The following is a 16,066-nucleotide window of genomic DNA, read 5'->3' on the forward strand; positions in this document are numbered from 1 at the left end:
GCTCTCTAGGATGGGAGCGTGTCGAGGCGAGCTGTGCTGTGGATCGCGTTCGCCGTGGTCCACCTCGGCGTCGCGTGGCTCGGATTCCTCCTGCCGAATCAGCCGATGGGCGATGTCTACAACGTCTACGAACCGTGGTCGACCCAGGCGCTCGCCGGCGGCGGAATGGTCGGGATCTCCGAGGAGTGGGTGTATCCGCAACTCGCGATCGTGCCGATGATCCTGGCCCACGCGTTCTCCGGGATCTCCGGGTACATCGTCGGGTGGGCGATCCTCGTGACCCTCGTGGATGCCGTCGCCTTCGTCGTCCTGGTGGGGTCGGGCCATTCGGTGGGCCGGACGACGGCGGCCTGGTTCTGGCTTGCCTACATCGCCGTGCTCGGCCCCGTCGGGCTCTACCGCCTCGACGGGGTCACCGTGCCGCTCGTGATGATGGCCTGTCTGTGGCTCGTCGGGAGGCCATGGGCAGCATCGATCCTGCTCGCGGCGGCCACCTGGATGAAAGTGTGGCCGGCCGCGGTGTTGTTCGCCGCGGTCGTGGCCGTCCGTCGCCGGAGCGCGCTGGTCGGCGGGGCGGTCGTGGTCTCGACGCTCACCATGCTGGCGATCGTCGCCGCGGGCGGGGGAGCGCACGCCTTCGGGTTCCTCACGGAGCAGAGCGACCGGGGCTTGCAGGTTGAGGCCGTCGTGAGTGCGCCGTACCTGTGGGGCGCGCTCCACGGACTCGAAGGCTTCTGGGTGTACTGGGACCCCGGGATCGTGACGTTCCAGGTCACGGGGGCCGGCATCGACCCGGTGATCGCCGCGATGACACCGATCCTCGTGATCGCGATGGCCGCCGTCGGTGTTCTCGGCGCGTGGGCTGCCGCGCGTGGCGCGCGATTCGTGTCGCTCTTCCCGGCGCTGTCGCTCGCGCTCGTGAGCGGGCTGATCGTGTTCAACAAGGTCGGTTCACCGCAGTACCTGTGCTGGCTGATCCCGCCGATCGCGCTGGGGCTCGTCATCGACCGGCGCCGCTGGGCGGTGCCGGGCACGGTTGCCCTGGCAGTGGCGCTGCTCACCCAACTCGTCTACCCGTTGCTGTACACCGGCATCCTCGCCCCGGCGCTCGTCCCGGTCGTGATCCTGACCCTCCGCAACGCGATCCTCGTCGTGATCTTCGTGTGGATGCTGGCCCGCCTCGTCCGGCTGATGCGCTCGCCGGTGGGGCGCGCCGCCCCGGCACACGTCCTCGTCCGCTGACACCCCTCGGGAGCTCCCATGCTGATCGCCTTCTCCGTCGCCCCCTCCGGTACCGGCCGCTCCGACGGGTCGGTGCACGACGCCGTCGCGGCGGCCGTCGCCGTCGTCCGCGCGTCGGGACTGGCCCACCGGACCACCTCGATGTTCACCGAGATCGAGGGGGAGTGGGATGAGGTCTTCGCCGTGGTCAAGGCGGCCACCGACGCTGTCCTTCCGTTCGGATCGCGCGTCTCGCTCGTGCTGAAGGCCGATATCCGTCCCGGATACACCGGAGAGCTCGACGCGAAGATCGACCGGCTCGAGCAGGCGCTGGGCGACAGCGCGCAGGAAGGCCGTACCCCTCCCGCGGGCCGCTAGGCTGTCGCGAGTGACCTCCTCGATCTCTTCGAGGGGTGCGGCGATGTGGGCGCTCCTCTCCCTCGCCATCGGTTCGTTCGGCATCGGCATGACCGAGTTCGTCGTGATGGGCCTTCTCCCCAACATCGCGGCCGATCTCCACCCGGCTGCCTGGGCGGCCTCGCCGGAGGACGCCGTCGCCGGCGCCGGCTGGCTCATCACCCTGTACGCGCTCGGGGTCGTCGTCGGGGCGCCGACGATTGCCGCGTCGGTCGCGAAGTATCCGCGGCACCGCGTGATGCTCGCGCTCGCGGCGGCGCTCACCGTCTTCAACGCGCTGACGTTCGTGTTGCCGACGTTCGAGCTGGTCGCGGCATCCCGATTTCTTGCGGGACTGCCGCACGGTGCCTATTTCGGGATCGGCGCCCTCGTCGCGGCCGACGTGCTCGGGCCCGGCAAACGTGCGAAGGGCGTCGCTTTCGTCCTCACCGGTCTGACGGTCGCCAACGTCGTCGGCGTGCCGATCGGCACCTTCCTCGGCCAGCAGTACGGCTGGCGCATGGCGTTCGCGCTCGTCGCGGCGATCTTTGCCCTCGCCACCGTGATGATCGCGTTCACGGTTCCCCCGCACGCGGGCGACCCCGGTCGCACGCTCCGGGCGGAGCTCGGCGCCTTCCGCATCGGACAGGTGTGGCTGACGCTCGGTGTCGGCGCGATCGGCTTCGGCGGATTCTTCGCCGCCTACAGCTACATCGCCTCGATCGTGACCGATGTCGCAGGGTCGCCGGAGTGGGTGGTGCCGATCATTCTGGTCGTCATGGGGGTCGGTATGACCGCCGGCAACCTCGTCGGTGGACACCTGGCCGACCTTGATCTGAAGAGGACGCTCCTCGGCGGGATGGTACTGCTGATCGCGGTTCAGGTGCTCTTGGCACTCACCGCGCAGTGGATCGTGGCGCTCGGCTTCTTCGTCTTCGCTGTCGGCTTCGTCTCGTCGGTGCTGAGTCCGACCATCCAGACGCGCCTGATGGACGTCGCCGGCGACAACCAGTCGATCGCCGCGGCGCTCAATCACTCGGCGCTGAACATCGGCAACGCCAGCGGGGCCTTCCTCGGCGGTGTCGTGATCGCGGCCGGCTTCGGATTCGTCGCCCCGGTGTGGGTCGGCGTCGCCCTCGCGGCCGCGGGCCTTGCCCTCACGCTCGTCAGCTTCCGATGGGAAGCACGCCGCCCGGTTCTCGTCGCCGCCTGAGCTCAGGACTCCAGGAGTCGGCGGAGGTGTCTGCCCACTGCGGCCGTCTCGATCAGGAACCCGTCGTGTCCGAAATCGCTGGACAGGACGACGGCATCCGCATCGATCGTCGTGCGGATGCCGCGCGCGATGCGATGCTGGCCGTCGACCGGGAAGAGCCGGTCACTGTCGATGCCGAGGACGAGCGTCGTCGCCTGCACTCGCGCCAGGGCGTCTTCGATGCCCCCCCGCCCCCGACCGACGTCGTGCGAATCCATCGCCTCGACGAGCGCGATGTAACTGTTCGCATCGAACCGTCGCGTGAACTTGTTGCCGTGGAAGTCGAGGTAGCTTTCGACCGCGAAGCGCCCGCCGTGGCCGAGCGGGCTCTTGCCCGACTGCCAGGAGCGTTGAAAACGCTGATTGAGCTCGGTCGGGCTGCGGTAGTTCAGCAGCGCCATCCGCCGGGCGAGTGCGAGGCCGCGATGCGGCCCGTCGCCGTCGCCGGAGTCGTAGTACTCACCGGCAGCGAACCGCGGATCCATCTGAATCGCTTCCAGCTGCACGCCGTTGAGGGCGATCTGGTCGGCAGTCGTCATCGGCGGAGCCGAGAGCACCGCGAGACGGCGTACCCGGTCGGGCTCGCCGATGCCCCACTCCAACGCGTGCATCCCGCCCATCGACCCTCCGATGACGGCGGCCCACACCTCCACACCGAGCGCATCAGCGAGGCGCACTTGCGCGGCGACCTGATCGCGGATCGTGAGATACGGGAACCGTGACGCCCACTCATAGCCATCCGGGGCGATCGAGGACGGTCCGGTCGAGCCCTGGCATCCACCGAACATGTTGGGCGCCACGACGAACCAGCGGTCGGTGTCGATCGGAGCGCCGGGACCCACGATGTCGCCCCACCAGCCGGCGGTGGGGTGCCCGGGGCCGGCCGGGCCACGCAGGTGGCTGTCGCCGGTGAGGGCGTGCAAGACCAGCACCGCGTTGTCGCGGGTGGCGCTGAGCTTCCCCCAGGTCTCGTACGCCAGGCGGATGCTGGGCAGCTCCGCCCCGCTCTCAGTCGCGAACGCGCCCAAGGCGGCGAAGTGCCGCTCGCCCACCGGGTCGCCGTCTCGCCAGGCCCCGGTCGTGGGCGGGCGACCGCGGAGTAGGCGCGCATCGGCCTCCGTGATCGGTGCGCTCGGCACCGTGTCTTCGGAGGTCTGCCAGTCCATGGCATCCATTCTCTCGGTCCGGAGGGGTCCCCGCCGTCGTGTTACGCCCCTCGTCGCGCGCGAACGGCGCAGAAATGCGCGAACTCCGCATCCGATGACAGTGATGGATGCGGAGTTCGCGACATTCTGCGGAGTTGGTGACCCGCAGGGGGCAAGGATCAGGCGCGCGCGGTCTCGGAGAGGCGGCGCGCGGCGGCGAGAGCCTGTTCCAGATCGGCCTTCAGGTCTTCGACGTTCTCGAGGCCGACGGACAGGCGCACGAGCCCCGGGGTCACACCGGCGGTCAGCTGCTGCTCGGGTGTGAGCTGCGCGTGCGTGGTGGATGCCGGGTGGATCACGAGCGAACGCACATCGCCGATGTTGGCGAGGTGGCTGAACAGGCTGAGCGAGTTGACGAACTCGCGACCCGCCTGCACCCCACCCTTGAGCTCGAACGACAGCACCGCGCCGACACCCTTCGGGGCGTAGCGGTTCGCGGCGGCGTACCACGGCGAGCTCGGCAGGCCGGAGTAGTTGACCGAGGCGATGTCGTCACTGCTGTCGAGCCACTCCGCGATCTCCTGCGCGTTCTGGACGTGCCGCTCGATACGCAGCGAGAGCGTTTCGATGCCCTGGATCAGCAGCCATGCGCTCTGCGGCGAGATGGCCGCGCCGAGGTCGCGGAGCAACTGGACACGCGCCTTGATGATGTAGGCCAGCCCATCGCCGACCGCCTGGGTGTAGACCGCGCCGTGGTACGAGGGGTCGGGTGTCGTGAGCCCCGGGAAACGGTCGGAGTGCTCCGACCAGGGGAAGGACCCACCGTCGACGATGACGCCGCCGATCGTGGTGCCATGGCCGCCGAGGAACTTCGTCGCGGAGTGGACGATGAGGTCGGCGCCGAACTCGAACGGCTTGATCAGGTAGGGGGTTGCGATCGTGTTGTCGACGACGAGCGGAACACCGACCTCGTGCGCGACATCCGCGACGGCCCGGATGTCGAGGACGTTGATCTTCGGGTTGCCGATCGTTTCGCCGAAGAAGAGCTTCGTGTTCGGGCGGACGGCGCGGCGCCACTCTTCGGGGTCGTCCTGGTTCTCGACGAAGGTCGTCTCGATGCCGAGCTTGGCGAGGGTGTATTTGAACAGGTTGTACGTGCCGCCGTAGATCGAGCTCGACGAGACGATGTGGTCGCCCGCCTCGGCGATGTTCAACACGGCGAAGGTCGTCGCCGACTGGCCACTCGAGACGAGGAGCGCGCCGGTGCCGCCTTCGAGCGCCGCGACGCGCTCTTCGACGACAGCCTGCGTCGGGTTCTGGATGCGGGTGTAGATGTTGCCGAACTCGGCGAGTGCGAAGAGGTTCGCCGCGTGGTCGGCGTTGTCGAAGACGTAGGACGTCGTCTGGTAGATCGGCGTCGCGCGCGCTTTCGTCACAGGGTCCGGGGCAGCGCCGGCATGGATCTGGGTGGTCTCGAAGCGCCAGTTCTCGGGTGCGGACATGGGGCGGCTCCTGCGTGTTCGTCGGTGGCGCGGGCGGATGCCGGCGACCTCACCGACTGTACGGTTCGCACGTCGGAGTCAACAACCGCCCGGAAATGTGACGTAATGCGGGGTGCCGGTAGCGTGGGGGGATGAGTTCGCGACGTGCAGTGGTCACAGGGGCAAGTTCGGGAATCGGTGCGGCGACGGCGCGCGCGCTCCGCGCGGCGGGCTGGGATGTCGTGGGAGTCGCACGGCGCGCCGACCGGCTCGAGGCCCTCGACGCCGAGATCGGTTCGCGCTCGTTCGCGGCCGATCTCACGAACGAGGGTGATGTGGCCGCTCTCGCGGAACATCTCCAGGCCACCGGGCCGGTCCACGCGCTCGTGCACGTCGCGGGAGGTGCGCGCGGTGCCGACCGGGTCGAAGACGCGCGCGCCGCCGATTGGAGGTGGATGTTCGAGGTCAACGTCCTCTCCGCTCAGCTCGTCACGGCGGCGCTGCTGCCGCTCCTGCGGTCGTCGATCGCGGCCGACGGCGAGCACGCCGACGCGCTGTATGTCACCTCGACCGCGGCGCAGACCGCTTATCCGGGCGGGAGCGGATACAACGCAGCCAAAGCGGGTGAAGCGATGCTCGTCCACGCGTTGCGGCTCGAACTCAACGGTGAGCCCATTCGGGTGACCGAGGTCGCTCCCGGCATGGTGCTCACGGAAGAGTTCACCGTGAATCGGCTCGGCGGCGATCAGGCAAGCGCCGAAAAGGTCTACGAGGGGGTCGAGCATCCCCTGGTCGCCGACGATGTGGCCGATGTGATCCGTTACGCGCTCGACGCGCCGGGACACGTCAACCTCGACCTCGTCACGATGCGTCCCGTCGCGCAGTCCGCGCAGCACCTGCTCGCGCGCGGACCCCTGCGCCCGCGCACCTGACGCGCGGGGCTGATCCGCGCCGCCGATCTGCGCCCAGAGAAGGTGGCGTGTCCTGCCCACTCCCCTCTACCCTGACCGCAGGATGGGTCACCTTTCTGACTCGCGTGGTGAGGAGGTGGCGTGTTCTGCCCGGTCTCGCCGCGCGATGCCGCAGGATGGGTCACCTCCCTGAGCCGCGTGGTGAGGAGGTGGCGTGTTCTGCCCGGTGTCGCCGCGCGATGCCGCAGATCGGGTCACCTTTCGGGTGCGGTGCATCGAAGCACCACTGACCCGGCGCCGGATCAGGCCGGGGGAGCATCGGCGAACGCGACCTTCGGCACGAACACCAGCAGGATCGCCGCGAGGAAGCCTCCGGCGGCGCAGATCGCCCAGACAGTGAGGTAGCCGCCGAGGGATGCCGCCGTCTCGCTCAGGACGGCTCCGGCTCCGGCGGCCAGCACGACGCCGAAGACGGCGGAGGAGAACGTCCCGCCGATCGTCTTGGTGGTGTTGGTCAAGGCGGAGGAGATCCCTGTCTGTCCGCGGGGCGCCGCGGCGGCGGCCGCCGCCGGCATGGCGCCGACGAGCGCGCCGCATCCGAGCCCCGCGATCGACAGATTCAGGAGCACCTGCCAGAGTTCCCGGTGGAACGGCAGGAACAGGGCGTAGCCGATCCCGACGAGTAGCGCCGCGACGATCAGGACGACCCGCGGGCTCGCGCGACGCGAGGTCACGGCGAAGACGATCGCCCCGACGATGAGCGACACGAGATAGACCCCGATGATGTTCGAGCGCTCGGTGGCGTCGAGTCCGAGGCCGTAGCCGAGTGCAGGATCGGTGCCCGCGTACGTCGACAACGGACCCTGCGCACCCAGCAGGCTGATCCCCACGAGGAACGCGGTGGCCTGCACGGGCCACATCTCCGGGCGACGCAACACTCGGATATCGACCGCGGGGTCATCCTGGCGCAGTTCGAACCAGACGAAGACGGCGAAGCCGGCGATGCCGGCGATGAGCAGCATCCACACCCACACGGCGCTGGGACCGTTGAGTCGGAGGAACGTCAGCGCGCTCGTCACCAGCAGCAGCGCCATCGCCAGCAGCACGAATCCGCCCGAGTCGAGTGTCCGGCCCGGCTCCGGGGTCGACTCGGGGACGCCGATCCAGATCACGACGGCGACGAGGGTGACCGCGATCGCGGGGACGATGAGCGTCGCGGTGAGGTTTCCGCCCGTCGCGGCGAATATTCGCCCGGCCGCGAGCGCGCCGATGATCGCACCGGCTTGCAGGCCGACCACGAGCAGGCCCGCCGCGCGCCGCGTCGTGGAAACGCCCCGGTTGTGCACGCGTCCGCGCTCGAAGATGAGGGCGATCTCCAGCGGCAACCACACGACGTAGAACCCCTGCAGAGCCCAGGCGATCAGGAAACTCCAGAACGACGTGGCAAACGCCAACCACCAGGTCGCCCCCGCCGTGAGGATCGCCGCGATCAGCAGGATGCGCTTGTGCCCGTACATGTCGCCGAGCTTCGCGAGGATCGGCACGACGAGGGCCGAGAGCAGGAGCTGCGCGGCCTCGAACCAGTTGACGTCCGAATCGTGGATGCCGAGCGACACCACGATGTCGCTGAACAGCGGCACGTAATAGCCCTGGAGAATTCCGCTGACGATCTCGACGAGGACGAACCACCCCACCAGCCCCGCGGTGATGCCGAGAGCGGACGTGCGAAGAGAGGCGGACGGGGTCGTGGACACGGCGATCAGTCTAGAGGCGCGGTGCCGCGCGATCGGGGAGCGCCGTAGGCTGACCTTTCGCGAGAAGGAGACAGTGTGAGCGTGCAGCGGGAGACTTTGCCGCGACGTCGGCCGGAGGGGACGCCGTGACCGTGTCTGCCCTCGCACACCTCGCCGCCACCGGTGCCATTGCGGCGGACTGGGCGGACGCGCTCGCACCGGTCGCGGGTGAGATCGACGCGATCGGGGCCCGCTTGCAGGCCGAGCAGGACGCCGGACACGTGTACCTTCCCCACGGAGACGCCGTGATGCGGGCCTTCGCGCGCCCCCTGGCGGATGTGCGGGTGCTCATCGTCGGGCAAGACCCGTATCCCACTCCGGGGCATCCGATCGGCCTCTCGTTCGCGGTGGATGCGCACGTGCGCCCCCTTCCGCGGAGCCTCGCGAACATCTACCGGGAGCTCGAGAGCGATCTCGGCATCCCGCCCGCGGCGCACGGGGATCTCTCGTCGTGGAGCGATGAGGGGGTCATGCTGCTCAACCGCGTGTTGACCGTCGCGCCCGGGGCGGCCGGCTCGCACCGCGGCTGGGGGTGGGAGAAGATCACTGCGCACGCGATCCGCACCCTCGCCGCCCGCCCCGCACCGCTCGTGGCGATTCTCTGGGGAAAGGATGCCGGCACCCTCCGTCCGCTTCTCGGGGAGACCCCGGTCATCGCCTCGGCGCATCCGTCGCCGCTGTCCGCGCGGCGCGGGTTCTTCGGCTCACGACCGTTCTCGCGCACGAACGACCTGCTCCGCGGCCTCGGGGCACCGCCGATCGACTGGCGCCTGTCACCCGCGGGCCCTGCCACGTAGGCTGAAGCGCATGCTCGAGGAGGAATACGACAAGTCCCGCCGCCGCGCTCCGCGGCACCTGCGCCGGACGCCCGAGACCGAACATCCGTTCGCCTATGAAATCCGCCCGGCGGTCCGCACCGACATGCTGTACGTGCGCGAGATCTACAACTACTACGTCACCAACTCTGTCGCGACCCTGGACGAGAAGAAGTGGACCCACCAGCAGTGGCTGGACAAGTTCGACTTCCTCGCCAAGATTTCGCTGCCGTTCTTGGTCGCGGTCTCACCGTCCGGGCAGATCCTCGGGTATGGGCTCGTCGCGCCGTGGACCGGCACGTCTGGCTACCGGTATACGGTCGAGAACTCGATCTACCTCGGGCATGCGGCGACCGGAAAGGGTCTCGGTCGGGCGCTGCTGGAGGCTCTGATCGCCGCGTGCGAAGAACTCGGCATTCGCGAAATGGTCGCCGTCATCAGTGACAAGGGAGCCGAGGCATCGGTCGCGTTGCACGAGCGCCTCGGTTTCATCGAGGTCGGCCGGATGGGCCGGGTCGGGTTCAAGTTCGGCCGCCCGATCGGAACGATCTACCTCCAGAAGCACCTCACGAACACGAAGAAGCGCTCATTCTTCGGGCGGCGCACTCGCTGATCTGCGTGCGGTGTCGGCGGCATCCCGCACGGCGTCGATGAGTCTCTTCCACGCTCCGTCGACATCCTGCTCGGCCAATTCGGCGTGGCGACGCTCGCGTCCGCGGTGGGCCGACACCGTCCACGCGAAGCGGTCCGCGCCCGACGGAAGCGTTCGTCCTGGCTCGTCCCACGGGCACTGATCCACCAGTTCGACCCAGACCGGTGCCTCGCCAGGAGCCGCCTCCACCCGCCACCGTCGTGTCAGGCCTGCGAAGCCGCCGGAGCGTTCCACGACCACGGACAGCGTCACCTCGTCGCGCGGTTCAGGGTTCTTCGTCATCCTCGATCACGCCGACCCCGATCCACGCGGCGCGGACAGCGGCGACCTCCTCCGAGTGTTCACCGTACTCCTCGGTCGCGACCGCGACGGTCTCGGCCGCGAACGCGGAGAAATCGGCGGACGGTGCCAGCGAGCCCCTCGTCATCACGAGATACCAGATACGTCCGGCGCGTTCCCACCCATAGCCGCCGAGAGCCAGTGCGACGGAGTGGAACGCTTTGTTCGGGATGCCGGAATTGATGTGCACACCGCCGTTGTCGGCCGCGGTGGCCACGAAGTCCCGCATGTGGGCGGGCTGCGGATCGCGGCCCAGCACATCATCGTCGTAGGCGGTGCCCGGAGCGCTCAGTGAACGCAGCGCCGTGCCCTGCACGGCATCCGTGAAGATGCCCTCGCCGATCAACCAGGATGCCTCGCTCACCGTCTGCCCCGCCGCGTGCTGCTCGGTGAGCGCACCGAAGACATCGGCGAGCGACTCGTTGAGGGCTCCGGATTGGCCGGAGTAGACGAGCCCCCCGGAGTGTTCCACCACGCCGTGGGTGAGTTCGTGGGCGATCACCGACAGCGACTGCGTGAAGCCGGTGAAGACCTCGCCGTCACCGTCTCCGAAGACCATGCGTTCACCGTTCCAGAACGCGTTGTCATAACGATCGCCGAAGTGCACCGTCGCGGCCAGGGTGCCGCCCACACCGTCGATCGACGAGCGACCGAATGCCTCCCAGTAGAGCGCGAAGGTGTCGCCGAGTCCGTCGAAAGCCTGGGCAACGGCCGCATCGGCCCCGACGGGGTCGTCTTCGCCGCGGACGCGGATGCCGGGAAGCTCCTCGCGGTGCTGCGCATCGCTGATGACGCGATCCGGTGCGGGCGAGGCTTCGACGACGAGCGCACCGCCGGAGACCGACAGATCGAGGGTCGCGCGGACGGGGAGATACCTCCGGGGTGCGGCGAGCGTCGCCCGCGCGGCGGCGGCTGCCCGGGCCAGATGGGGCTCGTGCGTAGCCGCGAGCCGGGACAACAGGTAGGGCGGGACGATTCCTGGCATGGCCACAGGCTAGCCCGGGCCTCCGACGCCCGTCAGGGTGTCAGTGCGGGTCGATCACGGGGATCGACGCCAGCAGACGCCGGGTGTAGGACACCTGCGGCTGGAGGAGCACCTTCTCGGTGGGCCCCTCTTCGACGATGCGCCCGTCCTTCATCACGATGACCTCGTCGCACAGATTCTGTACCACGCCGATGTCGTGACTGACCATCACGAGCGTCAGGTCTTCGGTGCGGCGCAGCTCTCGCAGGAGCTCGAGGATCTGGGCGCGGACGGTGACGTCGAGAGCCGACAACGGCTCGTCGCCGACCAGGATGCGCGGGCGATGGACGATCGCGCGCGCGAGCGCGACGCGCTGGCGTTGACCGCCGGAGAACTCGTGCGGATACCGGACCGCCATGTCGGCGTCGAGTCCGACCTGGGCGAGCACGTCGTGCACACGCGCGCGCCGATCGCCGGGAATGCCGAGAGCCCAGAGGGGCTCCGCGACAATCCGGCCGACGTTCATCCGCGGGTCGAGCGAGGCGTAGGGATCTTGGAAGACGATCCCGGTCTGCCGCCGGAGCCAGTGCAGCTCGCGCGCGGACGAGCGTGCGTCGACCGCGCGACCGGCCACCTCGACAGTTCCGGAGGTCGGTGTGTCCAGGCCGAGCAGGAGGCGGATGAGCGTGGACTTGCCCGAGCCGGACTCGCCGATGACCCCCACCGCGGACCCGGCGCGTACGTCCACGTCGGCGTCGTTGAGCGCGGTCGTGAACGTCGGGCGTTCGAACAGGCGACGGGGCGGCGTCCGGAAGCGCCGGGTCAGCGCGCGTCCGCGAATGAGGGACTCGGTCATGTCGTACCTCCCGGCCGCCACAGCGTCGCCGTCGCATCGCGGAGAAGGCCCTGCGTCACCGGCGACGCCGGCGCGGTCAAGAGTGTCGTGAGCGGGCCGGCTTCGACGACCTTTCCGTCTTCGAGAACGACGGCGTGGGTGGCGACCTGCGAGAGGACCGCCAGGTCGTGGGTGATGAACACGAGCGACATGCCGTCCCGCTCCACGAGGGTGCGCAGCAGATCGAGCACCTCCGCCTGAATCGTGACGTCGAGGGCCGTGGTCGGTTCGTCCGCGATGAGAAGCTCCGGCCGACAGGCCAGCGCCATGGCGATCGCGACGCGTTGGCGCTGACCGCCGGAGAGCTGGTGCGGATAGCGCCGCACGATCTGGGCTGGGTCGGGCAGGTGCACCCGCTGTGCTTCGGCGATCGCGCGGGTGAGCGCCGCGCGACGGCCGAGCCCTTCGTGGATGCGGATCGATTCGGCGATCTGGCGCCCCACCGTGCGGATCGGGTTGAGGGCGGTCCGCGGTTCTTGGAAGACGATGCCGATCTCGTCGCCCCGCACACGCGCGAGGTCACGGTCGGGGAGGCCGAGCAGTTCGCGGTCTCTCCAGCGGATGCTCCCGGAGGCGACGGCGCCCTCCGGGAGGAGGCCGAGCAGAGCCAGCGCGGTGAGCGATTTGCCGGAGCCGGATTCACCGATGAGCCCGACGCGTGCGCCATCGGGGACGTCGAACGAGACGCCGTCGACGACCCGACGGCCGGCGATGTCGATCGTGAGGTCGGTCACCTGCAGGCTCATGCGACCACCACCGGAACGTGGGTGCGTGCGGCCGTGTTGCGCCGAGACAGGGTCGGGTCGGTGGCTTCGCGCAAGCCGTCGCCCCAGAGGTTGAGACCGAGGACGGTGAGCGTGATCGCAAGCCCTGGCCAGACGACCGTGAGCGGGTGCACGGAGATGTAGGACTGGAGCTCCGCGAGGAGCAATCCCCACGACGGCTCCGTGGGGGGAGCGCCGAACCCCAGATAGGACAGGCCCGCTTCGGCGAGGACCGCGACGGCCATGCCCCAGGACAACTGCACGATGAAGACCGGTGCGACATTGGGAAGCAGGTGGCGCCAGAGGTTCTGCCACGGGCTGAGGCCACTCGCGCGCCCGGCCACGACGAAGTCGCTGTGCAGCACCCGCCGAAGCTCCGGACGGGTCACTCGCGCGATGTTCACGCCGAATCCGATGCCGACCGAGACGATCACGACCCAGAGCGACCCGCCCCAGACCGCCGAGACCATCATCGCGATCAGCAACACGGGGAACGCGATGAGGATGTCCACGAGGACCGCGACGCTCTCTCGCACCCAGCGGTGGGTCAGTGCGCCGAGGGCAGCCAGCGCCAGTCCGATCATCGTGGCGATGAGTCCCGCGCCGATCGCAACCCAGACCGTCGTGCGGGCGCCCGCCATCAACAGGCTCGCGATGTCGCGACCCGATCCGTCGGTGCCGAGCACGTGCGGCCAGCCGGGGGGCGCCCACCGGTGGGTGATATCGACACTCTTCGGGTCGAAGGGCAGCCAGAAGAGACTGATCAGCGCGACCAGTCCCACCACGGCCACCACGATGATTCCGAACCGGCTGGTCGACAACGCCCACACGCGTGCGGCCCACGCGAACCGGGGTGGTGCGTTCCTGGTCATTCCGCCTCCCGCTGCCGGGGGTCGATGACCCGGTGAAGCAGATCGACGACGAAGCCGACGACCAGCACGAACCCCGTCAGGACGAGGAGTTCGCCCTGCACTTTCGGCAGATCGCGGTTGCCGACGTCGGCAACCAGCATCCGCCCGACGCCCGGGAGACCGAACAACTGCTCGATCACGACGGCGCCGACGATGATCCCGGCGATCTGTAGACCGAGGACCGTGATGATCGACAGGCCGACGGTGGGCAGGCCGTGCCGAAGGAGCGCCTGCGTGCGGGTGAGGCCCTTGGCCGCCGCGGTGCGGACGAAGTCCTGCCCGACCGCCTGGAGCGTCGCGGATCGGACGAAGCGCAGCAGCATCGCACCTTCCACGACGCCGATGGTGATCGCCGGGAGCAGCAACGAGCGCAAGGCCAGGCCCGGATCCGACCAGCCGCCGCGCGGAAAACCCTGTGCGGGCAGCCAGCCGAGCCACACCGCGAAGACGAGCACGAGCATCATCCCGGCCCACACGACCGGGACGGCGGCGAGCGTCTGCGCACCGACACTGAGCGCGGTGCCGTCGGGCCTGCCGCGGCGCATCGCCGAGAGCACGCCGAAGGGGAGAGCGATCAGCAACGCCACGGTGAGGGAGAGGATGCCGAGGGGAACGGTCACCTGTGCCTTCTGGGCCAGTTCCGCCCCGACGGGGGCGCCGGTCAGCAGTGACGTGCCGAGATCGCCGCGCAGGACGCCGGCGATCCACGACAGGTATTGGGCGAGGAGGGGAGTGTCCAGTCCCAGGCGCTCGCGGATCGCGTCGACCTGCTCGGGGGTCGACCCCACCCCGGCGATGAGTTGGGCCACATCGCCGGGGAGGATCCGCAGGGTGAGGAAGATCAGCGCACTGGCGACGAACAGGCCCAGCAGCAGCAGGGCCAGTCGCGTCAGCGCGTAGCGGATCACCCCTCGCTCTTGACCAGTTCTGCCAGGTTGAGGCGCTCGTTGGCGTTCACGGTCGGCATGCCGGCGACATTCGTGGCGATGGCGACCACGGAGGCACCGTTGTAGAGCCAATCGGCGGCCATGTCTTCCGACACGATCTTCGCTGCCTCTTGGAGGAGGGCGGCAGCAGCCTCGTCGTCGGTGGCAGCCAGCGAGTCGGCGTAGAGCTTCTGCACCTCGGCGTTGTCGTAGGCGAAGTAGTAGTCCGGGTTCGCCCAGTTCTCGAAGTCGCGCGCTTCGGTATGCAACACGAAGCTCAGCTCGTAGTTCTTGTTGACGTACACGTCCTGCAACCACGCCGAGAACTCGACCGCGTTGACTTTCAGGGTGATGCCCACGTCGTTGAGGTTCGACACCAAAATCTGCGACACGGTCGTTCCGTAGAACGAGGGGATCGTGAGGGTCAGCGTGATGTCTTCGGCGTCTGCTTCGGCGAGCAGTTCCTTGGCCGCGGCCGGATCGAACGGGGCGACGGATTCGAGGTCTTCGTAGCCGGGATCGAGCTCGGGGATCGGGCCGTATTGGGTCTGACCGGCCGCGAGCGCCTCGACGATCGCGTTCTTGTCGATTGCCTGACGGATCGCCTGACGTACGCGGATGTCGCTCAGCGGCTCCGTGGTGGAGTTCATCGCCAGCGTGCCCTTGTCGGTGGACTTGCCGAGCGTGATCGCGAAATCGCCGTTCGCTTCGATCTGGTCGGTCAGGTTCGCATCGAAACCGGTCAGCACATCCATCTCGCCCGCCAGAGCGGCGTTGAGCGCTGCCTGGGTCTCGGGGATGTAGTCGAAGACGACCTCGGCGACCTGAGCCTTCTCGCCCCAGTAGGCGTCGTTGCGCGCGAAGGTGATCGAGTCGCCCTGCTTCCAATCGGTGAGGGTGAACGGCCCGGTGCCGTTGGCGGCCGTCTTCCGGTCGGTCGCATCGTCCTTCTTGAGGATCAGTCCGGCGCGACCGGTGAGGTTCCACAGGAGTGAGGAGTCCGGCTGGCTGAGGGTCAGGGTGATCGTTTGCCCCTCGGCCGCGATGGAGGCCACGTTCGCCAGACGCGCGGAGTCGCGGTAGCTGGCGGTGTCCTTGACCTGCTGCAGCGACCACACCACGTCGTCGGGGGTGAGGGCCTCGCCGTTCTGGAACGTCACACCCTCGCGGAGGGTGAAGGTGTAGGTCAGGCCGTCGGCGGACACGTCGTAGTCGCTCGCGAGAGTCGGCACGATCTCCTGCTCGTCGGTCCGCGAGACGAGGCCCTGGTAGACGTTGTCGATCAGGATCTGGTCGAGGGCGGCGCCCGCGGTCTCGCGGATGTCGAGGTTGCCCGGTTCGGCGACGAGGCGGATCACGACGGACGCGTCCGGGTCGGGCGTGCCGGTCGTGGCGGAAGGTGTCGGTGCAGTGGGTCCCGTGCACGCGGTGAGAAGGAGCGCGCCGGCCGCGAGCAGAGCGGTCGCGGCCAAGGCAGTTCGGCGGAACATGGAGAGGGAGGTCCTTTCGCAGGGAGCAGGCGTGCGTCGTTGCTGAACCGGCACGGTCTGCGGACTCGGGTGCGCGTAACAGCCTAAGGTCCGTCAGGGATGCGGCGTGCA

At 68.9% G+C, this 16,066-nt stretch carries 16 protein-coding genes; 6 read left to right on the plus strand and 10 right to left on the minus strand.

What is annotated here, in order from left to right; genetic code table 11:
- Positions 1-18: 18 nt before the first annotated feature.
- From Q0653_RS12110 to Q0653_RS12120, 3 genes are read left to right on the plus strand one after another with little or no spacing between them, the layout of a single operon-like run.
- Complete coding sequence (locus Q0653_RS12110; protein ID WP_298944774.1) at positions 19-1,242, plus strand: glycosyltransferase 87 family protein; 1,224 nt, start codon at positions 19-21, stop codon at positions 1,240-1,242.
- An 18-nt stretch (positions 1,243-1,260) separates the two neighbouring features.
- Positions 1,261-1,599, plus strand: a complete 339-nt coding sequence (locus tag Q0653_RS12115) for a thiamine-binding protein (protein WP_298743204.1) — start codon at positions 1,261-1,263, stop codon at positions 1,597-1,599.
- A 43-nt stretch (positions 1,600-1,642) separates the two neighbouring features.
- Entirely contained in the window at positions 1,643-2,830 is a 1,188-nt protein-coding gene (locus tag Q0653_RS12120) for an MFS transporter (protein ID WP_298944861.1), read from the plus strand.
- A gap of 2 nt (positions 2,831-2,832) precedes the next feature.
- On the opposite strand, the gene Q0653_RS12125 is transcribed toward Q0653_RS12120, so the two are convergent.
- Positions 2,833-4,035 carry a homoserine O-acetyltransferase gene (locus Q0653_RS12125; protein ID WP_298944775.1) on the minus strand — a complete coding sequence of 401 codons (1,203 nt, stop codon included), beginning with the start codon at positions 4,033-4,035 and terminating at the stop codon, positions 2,833-2,835.
- A 158-nt stretch (positions 4,036-4,193) separates the two neighbouring features.
- A complete protein-coding gene (locus Q0653_RS12130; protein ID WP_298944776.1) occupies positions 4,194-5,516 on the minus strand; it encodes a bifunctional o-acetylhomoserine/o-acetylserine sulfhydrylase in 1,323 nt (440 codons plus the stop codon).
- A 131-nt stretch (positions 5,517-5,647) separates the two neighbouring features.
- Between Q0653_RS12130 and Q0653_RS12135 the strand changes: the two genes are divergently transcribed.
- Positions 5,648-6,427 carry an SDR family oxidoreductase gene (locus tag Q0653_RS12135; RefSeq protein ID WP_298944777.1) on the plus strand — a complete coding sequence of 260 codons (780 nt, stop codon included), beginning with the start codon at positions 5,648-5,650 and terminating at the stop codon, positions 6,425-6,427.
- A 281-nt stretch (positions 6,428-6,708) separates the two neighbouring features.
- Here the strand turns inward: Q0653_RS12135 and Q0653_RS12140 are convergent, their stop codons facing one another.
- Positions 6,709-8,160, minus strand: a complete 1,452-nt coding sequence (locus Q0653_RS12140) for an MFS transporter (RefSeq protein WP_298743192.1) — start codon at positions 8,158-8,160, stop codon at positions 6,709-6,711.
- A gap of 125 nt (positions 8,161-8,285) precedes the next feature.
- Between Q0653_RS12140 and Q0653_RS12145 the strand changes: the two genes are divergently transcribed.
- Both Q0653_RS12145 and Q0653_RS12150 read left to right on the plus strand, forming a co-directional pair.
- Positions 8,286-8,996, plus strand: coding sequence for a uracil-DNA glycosylase (locus tag Q0653_RS12145; protein ID WP_298944778.1), 711 nt, complete (start codon positions 8,286-8,288; stop codon positions 8,994-8,996).
- Positions 8,997-9,006: 10 nt separating this feature from the next.
- Complete coding sequence (locus Q0653_RS12150; RefSeq protein ID WP_298944779.1) at positions 9,007-9,627, plus strand: GNAT family N-acetyltransferase; 621 nt, start codon at positions 9,007-9,009, stop codon at positions 9,625-9,627.
- On the opposite strand, the gene Q0653_RS12155 is transcribed toward Q0653_RS12150, so the two are convergent.
- Genes Q0653_RS12155 through Q0653_RS12185 form a run of 7 tightly spaced genes read right to left on the minus strand, consistent with a single transcriptional unit; the run spans position 9,601 to position 15,955 of the window.
- Positions 9,601-9,948 (minus strand): protealysin inhibitor emfourin, encoded by a 348-nt coding sequence (locus Q0653_RS12155; RefSeq protein ID WP_298743186.1) that lies wholly within the window; start codon positions 9,946-9,948, stop codon positions 9,601-9,603. The genes Q0653_RS12150 and Q0653_RS12155 overlap by 27 nt on opposite strands.
- A complete protein-coding gene (locus Q0653_RS12160) occupies positions 9,932-10,990 on the minus strand; it encodes a M4 family metallopeptidase (RefSeq protein WP_298944780.1) in 1,059 nt (352 codons plus the stop codon). The genes Q0653_RS12155 and Q0653_RS12160 overlap by 17 nt, the downstream gene beginning before the upstream one ends.
- Before the next feature lie 40 nt (positions 10,991-11,030).
- Entirely contained in the window at positions 11,031-11,825 is a 795-nt protein-coding gene (locus tag Q0653_RS12165; protein WP_298944781.1) for an ATP-binding cassette domain-containing protein, read from the minus strand.
- Positions 11,822-12,610, minus strand: coding sequence for an ABC transporter ATP-binding protein (locus Q0653_RS12170; protein ID WP_298944782.1), 789 nt, complete (start codon positions 12,608-12,610; stop codon positions 11,822-11,824). Before Q0653_RS12170 ends, Q0653_RS12165 begins: the two co-directional genes overlap by 4 nt.
- Positions 12,607-13,500: an ABC transporter permease gene (locus Q0653_RS12175; protein ID WP_298944783.1), complete on the minus strand. Its 894-nt coding sequence runs from the start codon at positions 13,498-13,500 to the stop codon at positions 12,607-12,609. The genes Q0653_RS12170 and Q0653_RS12175 overlap by 4 nt, the downstream gene beginning before the upstream one ends.
- Positions 13,497-14,447, minus strand: coding sequence for an ABC transporter permease (locus Q0653_RS12180; protein ID WP_298944784.1), 951 nt, complete (start codon positions 14,445-14,447; stop codon positions 13,497-13,499). Before Q0653_RS12180 ends, Q0653_RS12175 begins: the two co-directional genes overlap by 4 nt.
- Positions 14,444-15,955 (minus strand): ABC transporter substrate-binding protein, encoded by a 1,512-nt coding sequence (locus tag Q0653_RS12185; protein ID WP_298944785.1) that lies wholly within the window; start codon positions 15,953-15,955, stop codon positions 14,444-14,446. Before Q0653_RS12185 ends, Q0653_RS12180 begins: the two co-directional genes overlap by 4 nt.
- Positions 15,956-16,066 lie beyond the last annotated feature (111 nt).

This window comes from uncultured Microbacterium sp., from assembly GCF_947488465.1.
In the GTDB taxonomy this organism is placed as follows: domain Bacteria; phylum Actinomycetota; class Actinomycetes; order Actinomycetales; family Microbacteriaceae; genus Microbacterium.